The 14,421-nt window shown below is 32.6% G+C and carries 8 protein-coding genes; all 8 read left to right on the top strand.

What is annotated here, in order from left to right; all coding sequences use genetic code 11:
• The first annotated feature begins 174 nt into the window (after positions 1 to 174).
• The 8 genes from ACTNA4_RS14280 (at position 175) to brxL (ending at position 14,385) form a co-directional block, all read left to right on the top strand.
• Positions 175 to 1,731, top strand: a complete 1,557-nt coding sequence (locus ACTNA4_RS14280; RefSeq protein ID WP_441030705.1) for a hypothetical protein — start codon at positions 175 to 177, stop codon at positions 1,729 to 1,731.
• A 132-nt stretch (positions 1,732 to 1,863) separates the two neighbouring features.
• Positions 1,864 to 2,130 carry a hypothetical protein gene (locus ACTNA4_RS14275; protein WP_441030704.1) on the top strand — a complete coding sequence of 89 codons (267 nt, stop codon included), beginning with the start codon at positions 1,864 to 1,866 and terminating at the stop codon, positions 2,128 to 2,130.
• A gap of 19 nt (positions 2,131 to 2,149) precedes the next feature.
• Complete coding sequence (locus ACTNA4_RS14270; protein ID WP_441030702.1) at positions 2,150 to 2,938, top strand: BrxA family protein; 789 nt, start codon at positions 2,150 to 2,152, stop codon at positions 2,936 to 2,938.
• Entirely contained in the window at positions 2,919 to 3,494 is a 576-nt protein-coding gene (locus tag ACTNA4_RS14265) for a hypothetical protein (RefSeq protein ID WP_441030700.1), read from the top strand. Before ACTNA4_RS14270 ends, ACTNA4_RS14265 begins: the two co-directional genes overlap by 20 nt.
• A 15-nt stretch (positions 3,495 to 3,509) precedes the next feature.
• Positions 3,510 to 6,962, top strand: coding sequence for a hypothetical protein (locus ACTNA4_RS14260; RefSeq protein ID WP_441030698.1), 3,453 nt, complete (start codon positions 3,510 to 3,512; stop codon positions 6,960 to 6,962).
• 9 nt (positions 6,963 to 6,971) lie between these two features.
• Complete coding sequence (locus ACTNA4_RS14255) at positions 6,972 to 10,076, top strand: Eco57I restriction-modification methylase domain-containing protein (RefSeq protein WP_441030696.1); 3,105 nt, start codon at positions 6,972 to 6,974, stop codon at positions 10,074 to 10,076.
• A gap of 14 nt (positions 10,077 to 10,090) precedes the next feature.
• On the top strand, positions 10,091 to 12,367 hold the full coding sequence (locus ACTNA4_RS14250; protein ID WP_441030694.1) for a PglZ domain-containing protein: 2,277 nt from the start codon (positions 10,091 to 10,093) through the stop codon (positions 12,365 to 12,367).
• Positions 12,368 to 12,381: 14 nt separating this feature from the next.
• Entirely contained in the window at positions 12,382 to 14,385 is a 2,004-nt protein-coding gene (gene brxL / locus ACTNA4_RS14245; protein ID WP_441030692.1) for a protease Lon-related BREX system protein BrxL, read from the top strand.
• Positions 14,386 to 14,421: the final 36 nt, after the last annotated feature.

The following is a 14,421-nucleotide window of genomic DNA, read 5'->3' as shown; positions in this document are numbered from 1 at the left end:
CTGCCATAACCTATCCTCCATAATTGTAGTGAAATAGTCTAAATATCTATCGACTACAATTATAGGCAAAACTTGAGGATCAGGAAATCCGCAGGAATATTTGGCGCTTACATTACTCCGGCAGAATATAGTAAAAACCCAAAGAACATCAGCAGGGATAAATGGGAAAAAGAAATGTCAATGAAAGAAATTATCCTGCGTGACGCACAGATGTGTGCTTATGCCGCCGGAGATGTGGAGCATTTCAAATATCTGATGCGGAGTTTAGGCTATATATTTAAGCCTGGCGTGTGGATGGAGGTGCAGGCTCCAGGATACAGATATTATCATAGCCTTGCTAAAATGGATGAAATGTTTTCAGAAAATAAGATTAGATATTATGTGGATATGCCTTGGATGGTGCATCCACATTTTTATTCTAAGAATATGCAGTACTTGAAACACACAAATCTTTCAGAGTTTCAGAAGAAATACTATGCCAAGATGTACAGGCTTCGTATCGTAGAGCAGAACAGATTCAAAGTCAATGCAGTAAGGTACGCAGAGGATTTGAAAAGATTTCATCAGTTACAGGATGAGTATTTGATGCTGGTGGATAATAATATCAGAGACTTTTCTGATTTGCTGGATTATAGAAGTGAACAGGAAAAGAAAATGAAGGATATTGATGACAGGCAGCATGAGATTTATAGGCTTAGTTCTAGTAAAAAGTGTGCAATTAAGACGGAGGAACAGCATCGGGATTATCAGTTGTGGCATATGGATATGCAGAAAGAGTTGGATGTTCTGAAACAGCAGAAGAAAGATGCAAAAAAGCAGATTGGTCTGGTGGATATGGCGATAAAGGAAAATCTGTATACTGCGTATCACGATGTGTCAGAGATGGGAGAACTGGTTGAGGAGGAAGAGGTTGTGATACCTCAGATGGAAGAAATGGCAGTTCATAAAGGACACACAGATGAGGTTGATGTGATGAAAGTGGAAGGAGCGGATGTAGGCGTTTCTGTTGTAGATACAATACATCGGGAGAAAAAACAGGAAAAGGATGCTTCGGAAGATGTGTGTGTTGATGCCTTAGAGTATGTCGAAAAGGCGAGGGATGGTGAAACTACTATTGATGTGCCTGTACAGAAATATTGTGGAGCTGATTTGAAAGAATCATACGAAAATAATACAGAGGAAGCGCATAGCAGCAAATTAAAATCTACAGTGAGTATGGATAAATTGCCAGTAGAGACAATTACGGAAAGCAATTCATTTTATTCGTATCCAGATTATGCAGTCAGTTCTGACGAAGAGAAGATACGAATGGCAGTTATTGATGGAAATGATGACGTAATGGCAGTATATGAGAAACTGAATAGCTTCTTTAAGCAAATCGGACACAAAGCTGATTTTGATGAGTTATATGAGGAAGCGAAGAGGTTAGCAACTGTTGTTAGAAAGAACGTTGTGGCTGATAAGACAGATAAAATAGTAAGGGAGCTTACAGCATGTGGTCCATATAAGTACCTGAAAACATCAGTGAAAGCAGATGCTTTTAAGTTCGAGGTAAGTGATGCCAGTGGTAATTTGAAGATTTTTATGAGTGTGCTGGATAAATTGGGTGTGAAACTTGATGGGGAGCAACTGTATGAGGAATATCAGAAAATTTATGATGAGACAGTAAGCAGGAATGAGATGCATGAGATGGAACAGGAGAAGCAGTGGAGTAGGGCAAGATGTAGATAATTTGTCTTATTTTAAATTTCTCTCTTATCAATAAAATTACTAGAGATTGATAGAAATTTGTTGTGAGAATTGTGAATATATGCTAAAATGGTTTTGAAATAAAACCATTTTAGTATTTTTCAGAGGTAGAACATGAACGAAGTTTTAGGATTTATTAATGATAAAATGAAAGTGTTACTCATTTTAAGAGAACATCAAGTAGAGATTGAAGGGATTAAATTATGTCCTTTGAATCAACAAGAGATTGCTAATCATGTTCCATGTGGAAAGTTAAAAGCAAATCAACTCATAAATGAACTTATTGATGATGGGTATATTGAAATGATGCGTTCTAAAGGAAGATATATTATTACTGAGAAAGGATTTGAATTACTTAAGAAAATGTCATTAGAATCTTAGGTTTTTTTACGGAAATATTATGGAAAAGATTATATGGCCTACAACAAGTGTTTGGTTTGATGAGACTCTTGAATTATTTAAAAATATTAGTGCTGAAGATAATCCTGTTTCTATTGCTAAAAAGGTAAAGAATGGTGATATTTTTGGAGATATGAAGGAGACTACTGCCAAAAGAGTGTGGGGAACAATAAATGCCAGATATTTTGGCCAGGGCGGAGAGAAAGCTAGTGCGTTGAGATATATTTTTAATTCAAATATATCAAAGCAAGAGAAGCAAAATTATGCATTAGTGTTTTATATTGAATACGAGAATCTCTTTAGGATTTTTCTTGAAGAGTATATATTTAATAACTTTACAGAGCTATGCCAGAAAACCTTTACACAAATGGATCTGGATAAATTCCTTGAATATATCACAATTGAGAAAAAAGAACAACTACCTTTGAAACTTCAAGATGGTATTTCAGATTCAAGCATAAAAAAGGTTAGAAATATGCTTTATAAAAATATTGAAACTTTAGGTTGGGGTACAATAGAAAATAGCAAGTTAACGATTAGAAGACCTTCATTAACACCAGAATGGTTTACGTTTCTCTTATATTATTTCTTTGATGATAAAGTAATAACCAAGAATCAAATATATGATAGTGGTGTAATGAAGAGATTTTTATTGAATGAGTATGATATTGAATATCTTCTTACTGGCGCTAAAATGAAGCATTATATAGAAGTGAGCCAGCTTGGAGATATATGTAATATTACGAAGGAAAAGGAGGGTATTGTAGAATATGCTAAAACCTACAGATGAATTAATGGCGGAAATCACTAGGGTTATTAATACTCCGCCTTCAAGACCAATTAGATTGATATTCTTAGAAAATGAGATTTTTTATGAGATGGCACAAAATCAAGTTAAGGAATTATTTGTCCCTAAAGAAATTATTAATATGTCAGAATTTATGGAATGTGGAGCATGGAAAGAACGTGAAGATGAACTTATAAAGATTGAAGAAAAATATGGTCAGGAGCATAGAAGGTATACACAAGTCCTTTGTGAAATTATAGAAAAAGCTATTGTAGATGTGATTAAGAATAATAATGCAGAAAAGATTTTGATTATCCAAGATGAGACGTTATTTACATTAGGATTAGACCCAATACATTTTTTACTTGCATATATGTCGGAAAATCAGTTGATTGTAAACGAGTCGATTCCTTTGATTTGGCTGACAATAGGTACAAAGGAAGATTATTCGGTTAACGAGTATTGTTATTATAAAACAGAGACAACGAATGGTAGAGTTATAAAGATAGAGCAAAGCACGCTGAGCTCATGTGTTAAAGATTATAAGTTACCAGAATAAAGGTGGATATAAATTATGGCAAAAGTATATGAAACATTTGAACATGATATTAAGAGAAAATTCGATGATGTTATGACTGTTGAGGACAGTGATTCTATTAAGGCGATTGATATAGAGGAATATGTTCTTACACAGAATGTAGAAGAAATCTTGGGAAATTTTGTTGCATATTTCTTTGATGATGAGAAAGAATTTCCTGAATTGAGGATGAAGACTCAATTATTGCAAGATACATATCGAGATAAAATTGGACCTGGTGTATGGATTAGAGGTTTCTTTGGAGCGGGAAAGTCCCATTTGTTAAAGGTTATTTATACTATTTTTTCTAAAAAAGAAATTTCTTATATGGATGAGAATGGTGTGCAAAAAGAACTAAATGTTGTTGATAGTATTTGCTCCAAAATTAGAAGTTCAGAGATTACAGAACTGGTTAAGAATATTCATCCAGAAGATTATATGACCTTCATTTTTTCAGCAAATCATATTGCTAAGAGTGGTGATACAGTTGTTGATTGCTTGCCAAAAGAAATATCAAGACAATTAGGAATTGAATATGATGAAGATAAGACATACTCAGCAATGGATGTGGCAGAGTTTTTAAAGACAACCCTTAAATCTTCTGGCAAAAGAAGAATGCTAATTTTTATCGATGAGATCCTAGATCTCTTAGATAATGCTGACAAAGTAAGAAAATTTGAAGGACTAGTGGAACTATTGCCAGATAATATTTGGATGGTCGTTACATCACTTGAAGCAAAAACTAAGCTTTTAGATACAGTAAGTGCAGAACGGATGATTCATAGATTTGGTGAGGAACAAATTCTTAAACCTGAAGAAATGGTATGGATTGTAAAAAATAGATATTTAGCAAAAAATGATTTGGCTTCTGAAATTGAATCCAAGATAAGTATTGATAAGATGAAATACATTTTTGGAACAGCTCTCTATACTTCTACGGAAGATGGAGAGATTCAGATGCGAAATGTGATTGCTTCATATCCATTTTATCCATTTCAATTGGCTTATATGAAAGATATGCTTAAAAACGAAAGCAAGGGTTCTGCTCGTAATATGATGAAGACTGTTAAGTCTATTATGAAAAGACCAGAAGTTTATAATCAGGAAATAGGATATTTTGTTGGGACTGATTTAATCTATGAAGAATTGAAGTCCAAAAGAAGCATTGAGGATGAGTATAATGATTTAATTGTTTCATTAGAATCAGATCCGATTTTAGATGATAAACAGAATCCAATTCTTGATAAAACAGACTTATTAACAATATTGAAGGCAATTGTTCTTTTATCACAGGTAAAGGCAGAAGGTGTCAAAGATACAGTTATTCTTCCTTTTGTATATTCAGACAGAATTCCTAATAAGGATGTATTACTTAATTGGCTTGATATCCTTGTAAGGGATAATTATATCAATAATGAGGGAGGATTTTACACACCGATTACAAAGAAAGAGTCTGATGTGTGGTCTCGTATTAAAGGTATTACATCTATAACAGAAACAGCGATTAGAGAAAAGGCGTATGAGTATATCTATAATATTTATAATGCTTCTTTGAAAAACGGAAAGCATCTTATTGAGGGCAAAATTAATGATACGAAGAAGAGCATAGCTTTTGTATTAAAAAAATCAGATGAAAGTAATGAGTTCCCTAATGCTTATACCTGTATTCCATTTGAAAGTGATATAGAGACAAAAAAGAGTGAGGCTCTTGCAGCAAGTAATGACAGGGAGAAAATCTATATTATTCCAGAAAAGAAGTATGATGGGGATGCACTTGGAAAAGCAATTAAGTTTTATCTGCAGATGGATGAGGCTCTCGAGCGTGAGGGAGATTTTGGAATTGATGCAAAATTAAGAATCCAGATTGAAACTAAGAGGGATACGGCGATAGCTGGAAAAATTGAAGGCATAATCAGCGAATGTTTCAAAAACGCTATAATCTCATACAATGGGCAGGATAATAAGGATTTTGCAAAAGAACCATCTTTAAGACTTACATCCGAGTGTGAAAAGATGCTGAAAAAGAGATATTCTATGTTTTTTGGTAAGAACTTAAGAGAGTCAGTAGATAAGTTTATTGCAAAAGAAATTTTAAATAACTCAATTAAAATGACAAGCTCATATTTAAAAGATTTAGATCTTATTGATGCGAGTGGAAATGTCAATTCTGCAAATAGATATTATAGTGAGTTTCTTAAGGCATTTCCAGATAATGGATTTGATAGAGATGGGGCAACTGTAATTGATGATTTTTCAAAAGGAAAGTACGGATGGGAACTGGATACTATTAAGATTATGGTGGCACTAGCACTTAGAAATAGCGATATCAAGATTTCTCACGAGGGAAAAATATATGTTATCCCGGATGATGCTGCTGAATTGACAGGAAGTAAGGGGCCTCTTACTGCAAGAAAAAGAGATGTGTTTGATGCGTGTAAGCTTACCAGAATAAATATTTCTGATGAATCTATTAGGGATGCTATAAAACTTCTGAAGACCATAGATAGTAATATAGCAGTTAATCAAAAATTGAAGGATGTAGCAGAAAATATAAGAAGGCTTATGAGCAAGCTTAAGAGTGCTACTATAGATGCTTATTCGAGTATTGTGTCCCAGGAAGTAAAGGAAGAGGTCGCTTGTGTTTGTGACTTGGTTAATGACATTCTTGGAAGAAAGGATGCAGAAGATACAATTATTGGTTTCAATAGTCTTGTTGGTGATTCTAAGGTAATAGAAAAATTTAGAAGAGTTCTTTATATTGCTGACAATGCTTCTAATATTTCAATAGCTTATAGATTAGTCGCATTGATGGAAACGTGCAACAGTAAGGATAAAAATCAGGCTGTTGAAGTAGGAAAGAGATTTATTGCGGGTGAGAATAAGCAATTTGATACTCTGAAAAAACTCTATATTTTAGCATTTAATCAAGATTTTGACCATTATAAGAAGACTTATGATGGATATGTTACAGAAATCAAAAAAATGGAAGAGTGGGAAAAAATAAATGTGGAACAACGAAAGCAAGTAATAGATGCTCTTGATTATATAAATGTTTCAGGGGTAGTTATCTCTCCAGATATGATAAATGCTAGTGGGCTTGGCACTTTAGAAAAACTAAAAGATAAGCAGAATCGGCTTGAATCATCATATGCAAAGGCGGTAACTATGTTGCATACTTTCAATGATGAGAACAGTGTGGCAAAAGATGAGCAACCAGTTCCTATTCAGGAAGATACTCATGAAAATAAAACGAAAGAGGAACAAGAGCATCTTAAAAAGAAAGTATCAATTCGCGTAACAAAAGATATTAGTGATTACATGCCTAAGAATAAGGTGATAAATGTTGATGGCGAAGATGGAATCGTTGTTTTGGATTCTATTTTTAATGAAATTAAAGAACAGATAAAGAAAGATATAAGAGAAGGTAAGAAGATTACATTGCAATTATAGGAGGAGAATATGTCTAGGACAACATTAAAACCTATTGTTTCTAAACTGAGAGAGGCAATAATAAAGGGGGTTTCTGGGAAACTAGAAAAGTACGGATTCGACGAAGAAGGATGTCTTAAGATAGAAAAACCGCTCAGTGAATATGATGAGGATGTAAGAAAAAAGGTTATTGCATTATTTAAAGCAAAAAGTATTAATTGTAGTGAAAAGTATATTGAGTATGTCCATAATACTTCGCGTACATTTATGCATGTGTTGGTATGTTATAAGTTGATGGAAAAAAGAGGGATAATGTCTTCTCTCTTAGAAAATGTTATTCATACAACTATTTATAATGAAATTTTGCCTGACTTTAAAAATGTGAATTCCTTGGCATATGAAGAATTTTGTAATATCTATGAAGAAAGAATAAATGAGTTAGCCTTATTTGATAACGAAGAAGAAGATAGGGAATATTATCAGTTTCTTTGTTTATTAAATAGTTTAACAAAAGAGATGTCAAAAGAGGTTCCTATATTATTTAAAGATTTTGAATTTAGTTTAATATATCCAGATTACGAGGATATGAAGGTTATACTTCAATTGATTTCGGCGATTGATACACAAGAGTTTAATGAAGATGATTTCTTAGGATGGATATACCAGTATTGGGTGGACACAACTAAAGAAGAAGTTTTAAATGCTGAAGAAGAAAGAGATTTGGCATATGCAAATAGAATCTATTATGAAATCATAAAAGGGCTTAGTGACGAGCAATCTGAATATGGTGAGTTCTATACTCCTCGTTGTGTTGTAAAGAAGATAGTAGACGAATCTATAGATTATTATTTGAAAGATTCAAAAAAGGAATTAAAAGAAATAAAAGTGTTAGATCCGGCTTGTGGAGCTGGAAACTTTTTGGTGTATGCTTTTGGACATTTATTAGATTTATTTGAGATTCAATATCCGATGCAAAGTTTGCAGGATAGAATAACCAGTGTGCTTAGCAATAATATTTATGGTGCGGATGTTCAAAAAGAGCCACTTCAAATAACTGCAATTAATTTATGGATAAAAGCAAAAACTATTGCCAATGATGCTAAAATAAAAAATTTGAATTTAATAAATGTGAATATTCTAAGAGCAGATTCATTGTATCCATGGGAAACGGAAGAAGAATTTCACCAAATGTCGCTATTTGAAGAATATGAAGAACCTAAGTATACATATGAGAATATAGGAAAATTGATAGCACAAAATGAGATGGTGAATCATAATAATGCAGTGTCTTTCTTTAAAAGGAAGTTTGGAGTTGTTATTATGAATCCACCTTATTTAGGAATTAGAAAAATGAAGGCAGAAACTGCAGATTTCTTGAAAAAGTATTATCCGAAAAATTACTTTAATTTGTTTGAGGCTTTTATAGTAAGAGCTTATGAATTACTAGAAGCAAACGGAATATGTGGATTTGTGGGTACAGATACATTTATGACATTAGATAGCTATGAGAATTTGAGGACGCTTTTGTTAAATAAAACAAAGATAAATAGAATTGAGCAAATAGGAAATATATTTGATGGTCCTGCTGTTAATGCTGTAATTATGATATGGGAAAAAAATAAGGATAATAAGAGGCATAAAGTAACTTGTAAAAGTGAGACAAGTCAGTTTAAGTATGAAAGCAATATATTGCAGACACAGTTTAAGATTATTAAGGGGTTTCCAATTATACCAACTCTCACTGAGCATGTTGCAGATATATTTAGAAAGAGTAAAACTTTAGTGGAATATGCGGAAATAAAACAAGGGATGATTAGTGGAAATAATAAAAGATATTTAAGATACAGATGGGAAGTTCCAAAGGAAATGATTGGTAAGAGATTTTTTCCATATGCTAATGGTGGAGGATATTCCAAATATGCAAATGATATAATAGAGTACATCGATTATGAGGATAATGGGCGCATTTTAAAAGAGGATGCAAAGCAAAAATATGGAAGTGCATCTAGAACAATTAAGAATGTTAATTATTTTTTCAGACCAGGAATAACGTATAGTCCGATTGGAGGAAATACATTTAGTGCAAGAAAACTTCCGGCGAATTGCATTTTTTCAGATAAGGGACCATGCATTTTTTCATCACAGATAAATGAATTTTTTTTACTAGGATATGCTAATTCTAAAATATTCAATTATTTTATAAAACTGCTAAATCCAACAGTAGGATTTGCTATTGCAGATATTGAAAGAGTTCCGTTTAAAGTACCTAAAAAGTCTATGGAAGATAAAGTTATTAGTATTGTTAGCCGAATTTTAGAAGTAAAAGAGTTTGTTATCGGATTTGATAAAAAATCAGATTTCTTTCATGAGACAGAAATTCAATATGGTTTTAAAGAAGGAGCCTCTAATATTGAAGAAGCATATGAGATATACAAAAGTAAATATATTGATCTATGTAATGAAGTATATGAACTTCAGAAAGAATTAGATACATTGTTTTATGATTTTTATGAGATGTCTAATGGAGAGAGAGAATTAATTGATGAAAGTATTACGGGGAAAATAATTGATCCCGAGGAAATAGCTAGCATTGAACGGGCATGTATTAATTATCTCCGATATCTGACATTTTCAGAATTGGTTGATTTAGGAAGTAAATTATATACAACAGATGACGTGGTAAATATAGTACAGCGTAAAATAGAGAGTATTTTTGATAATGGATACCAGATTATAGAGGAGCTTGAAAAAATACTTGACAAGAAGCTGTATGGCATTATTTCAACAGGAGTAAAAATCGATAGTTCAACAGAAAAATTTGCTGGTTCTTCGACAAAGGATATTTTTGAGCCACTTATTATTGCTAAAAAAATAGCTGGTTCAGGAAAAAGTACGATTAATGTATATTGGGTTACACCTAATTTTTTGTTGGAATATGATAACAATAAAAAATATGCAATGCAGAATGAAATACGCAGATTAAATGATGAAGTATTTATTTCTAAGCTTCAAAAAAATAAGTCTTATATTCAAGAGGAGTCACTTTCACAAAGTGATAGAAAAAAAATAGAGAAGGATATTAGATTATATGAGGAATGTGTAAAAACGCTCGAAAATTGGAAAGTTGTTGACTAAGGAGGATGGTGGCAATGGATATTGCTTCTATTTTGAAAACTATCATAAAGAAAAATAGCACATTGTCACCAGTAATCTTGGTTGACGAGTATGGATTGTATGAGGAGTATATTTCAGGTTTTAATAATGTAATTTCATTGGATAGTCCCTCAAAGATTACATTGACCAAGACATTAGCTGATAAGAATCTCCAATGTATTTACATGAAGACGCCTGTTGAGTTAAGTGGAGTAATTGCCTCGGGTAGGGCAAATAAATTGGATATTACACCAGTGATGATTCTGAATGAAGTCGAGAGCCTTAAAGGAAAAATTAGAGGTACAATTCAACTTTCGGCAGGGCAAAAAATTCTTTTGTTAAAAAACTTTAATAATATATGTAACTCGTTATCATCTAAAGATTCTATTGATGATGTTTGTGTAAAAAGAGAGATATTGTTGCATATACAGGGAATGAGGGTTTCAGCTAGAGGTTTGTTACTTCAAATATTAAATGGAGAGATAACAAGGGAAAAACTTATTACCTTAGAGTTACTATCATTTGCATCTGATATTATTGAAAATGAACTTTCAATCTCAATGACACCATATGGAAGTTATGAGCATCTGCTTTCAAAGGTTATGGTTACATATTCTAAAAATAAATATAAAGAATATGGTGGTGCTTGTATGAATGATTATCTTGTAGATGCATCCGATATGGATATTTCAACAATGGCAAGATTCATTTTGGATAATGTAGGAGAGTTACGCAATCCAATAGATGAATTAGACGAATTATATAAGGATGTGGAACCAATTACTTTAACATATGCAATTCCAAGATTATTTATAAAGTTTCTTGGTAATCATATGGATAGTTTTATCCAGGTTGATGAAGAAAAGCTTTGGACGGAGGAAATGAAAAATGTAGGAGCATATGTTTCTGAACTGAGAATACTTGAAAATGCTATTTTTAATAATATCAACTACAAATGTGTTCAAAACAATATTGAGTTTCTTTTTGATGAGTACAAAAATAATTTCTCCAGAATGGATTCGGCATATAGGAGAGTAGAAGCATATTATGAAAAGTTGGCATTTCTTCCAGATTTTTATATGAATGATAGTTTACACAGTACTATGAATAATGTTAAACAACGGTATCATAATGTTATTTCAAAACTCAATGGACGTCTTTTTGAATACTATAATCAATACATAAATGATAGAAAAGTTGTTCTGAAACAGAGTGAGTTTATTGAATCAAGGAAATTTAAGAAAAGAACTCTTTTTATATTGGCAGATGGGTTTAGATATGAGATGGCACATGAACTAATCGAGAGATTTAGTGGATATGACATAGAAGATGTAGATGTAATAGGAGAACTTCCGTCTGAAACAGAAATAGGAATGAATAGTTATTTTATTATCGATGAGAAAGTGGAACTTTCAGATAGAAATGTTTTTTCATTAAAGAAAGATGGTAAAATTGAATTCCATATTTGCGATTGGAGAAAAGAAAACCTATCTAAGAAACTCGGTTGCAATGTAATAACATTTGAGGAATTCAAAAAGAATAAAAATTATGGGGATAGCGTGATTTGTTTTTTTGATGAAGCAGATGTAAATATGCATCATTTTAACAGTGCTTCTAAGATGTCAGAAGCTATAGATAATCTTGAGAAAATATTAAGATATGCGCTTGGGAGAGAGTATGATGTTGTGCTCTTATCTGACCATGGCTTTGTAGATATTGAGAAAAAAATCGATGTACAGGATAAAACTATTACAAGTGAAAAGAAAAAGAATAGATATCTGATACTAAATAAAAATGAAGATGCTAAAGAGATGTACTATGATGATTCAATTTCTAGTGCCGATTATTTAGAGATGGGGAATAAAAAACTTTGTTTCATTAATTCCACAAATTCTTTAAGAGAAACCGGTAAATACAATCACGGAGGTATTTCTTTTCAGGAGAATGTCATTACTTGTTTTGTAATTCATGGAGCTAAGCAAGAGATGACAGATGAACAGAAGGTATTCTTTGAAACGATAAAGGCCTATAATGAGATTACTGGAAAAATAAGAGGTGCAAGGGGATATGTATGCAATGTAATGAGCGGCACAGATCTTGTATTTAACGTAATGATAGATGTTGACGAATATCTGTTACATGTGCCTGTTCGACAATATGAACAAGGAACAGAGTTTTTGATTATGGTTTCGAATGGAGAAAATACTCAGAAAACTATTGTCAAAAAAGAAGGCGGACGTGTTATTGATAAGGATTTGGATATATTCTCGTAGAGGAAGGTGAAAGAATGGATTTACAGGAGAAAATTAAGAGTGTGTTTCCTCACCAAGTTGTAAGAAAAGGCATAAGTAATAACTTAAAAACAAGTATCAAATTGCCGGTATACGTTTTGGAATATCTTATTTCTCAATATGCTGATCAAGGTTTATCCGATGAAGAAGTCATTGAAAAAGTTAAGTCTGTACTGAATAAACACTATATTATGCCTGAAGATAAGAATAAGATTAAAGATGCTATTAAGACAGATGGAAGTATTGTAATTATAGACAAGCTTATGGTTGATGTAGACCTTAATAAGGATATGTATATCGGGACATTAAATACGGCTGGACTCAAGGATATTCTGGTAGATGAAGAATGGATTAGAAAATACAAGGGATTACTTGAGGGGGGTATGTGGGGATTAGTGCGACTTGAAAGAAATGAAGATAGCACAAAATTTCCAGTAATGATTGGGAAGTTTAGTCCTATGCAGGTATCCACCGATGAGATGGATGATTTTATTGCCAAGAGAGCAGAATTTACAAGAAATGAATGGTTAGATCTTCTTATTAATAGTATAGGATTGAATCCGGACAAATTTGATTTTAGACAGAAGTTGCTTATTTTGTTGAGAGTAATTCCTCATTGTGAGACCAATTATAATCTTATCGAATTGGGACCTCGTGAAACTGGTAAATCATATACATATAATGAACTTTCTCCATATAGTTTGCTTGTTGCAGGTGGAAAGGCTACGGTTCCTGTATTATTTTATAATCTTACTAAAAAAGAAGTTGGACTTGTTGGAACGTGGGATGTTGTAGCATTCGATGAGGTTGCAAATGTTAAGTTTGATGATCCTCAGGGACCAGCAATGTTACAAACATATATGGAGTCTGGGAATTTTGCTAGAAATAATATGAGAGTTGAGGGAAAAGCCTCAATGGTATTTGTTGGAAATATTGATAATCCACTTCAAATATGGGAGCAAGGTGGAAACCTATTTATGACACTTGCAGATGAGTTGCAGACCCCGGCAATCATTGATAGATTTCACTACTATTTGCCAGGTTGGGAAATGAAAAAAATGAAGACGGAGAATTACTCATCTGATTATGGATTTATATCTGATTACTTTTCTAAAATCTTGCATGATTTTAGAAAAAGAGGATATGCAGATATTATGGATCAGTATTTTATATTGGATAGTAGTCTAAGTGGTCGTGATACGAAAGCTATAAAGAAAACTATGTCAGGTCTACTTAAATTGTTGCATCCAGATTTGAATGTAACAAAGGAAGAAATTCAGGAGTATCTTGAATTTGCTATGGAAGGGAGAATGAGAGTAAAAGAGCAACTAAAGAGAAGAGGTGGACTTGAATTCTTTGGTGCAAATTTCAGATATGTCGATAAAGAGAGCCAGATGGCAAAGCAAGTATTTCTAAAAGAAATGGTTAATGGTGCAGGCAGTATGATTGCTCCATTGGATATAGGAGAAGTATACACTGTTATTACTAAAGAGGATAGAATGTTCCCTGTAAAAATAGAAACTAATGTTATAACAGGGGGAGGAACATATCAGATTACAGGTAGACCTAGTGCAGAAGCAAAAGAAACAATAAAGAATGTTTATAACTATGTTAAATCAAACTCAGGGAATATGGGGATAGCAAGCATTATAGAAGAAAATACATTTGCGACACAGTTGATTGATGAAAATGCTTCAGGAGGAAATACAGAGATTGGTTCGGCATTTTATTTGAGTATGATTTCTGTTTTCCTAAAGAAACCATTAAAGAGTAAAACAGTAATTCTTGGAAGTATGACTGTAAATGGAAACCTTGTCAAAACAACAAATCTTTATGAAAAATTAGAATATATTGTGGAGCAAGGTGCAAAGATAGTATATGTTCCTATTGCTAATCAGCCAGATACAATCACAATGCCAGGAGATATTTGGAGCAAGATATCAATTCTTTTCTATGGTAGTGCAGAAGATCTGATGAGGAAGGTTTTTGAATTGGAATAGGAAACATATGTAGGAAGTATTAACTACAAAAAGAAA

Origin of the sequence: Bariatricus sp. HCP28S3_A7 (assembly GCF_052066375.1) — a bacterium.
In the GTDB taxonomy this organism is placed as follows: domain Bacteria; phylum Bacillota; class Clostridia; order Lachnospirales; family Lachnospiraceae; genus Allocoprococcus.
The sequence above is the reverse complement of the archived record's forward strand: the minus strand, read 5'-3'. Positions and strand labels throughout refer to the sequence as shown.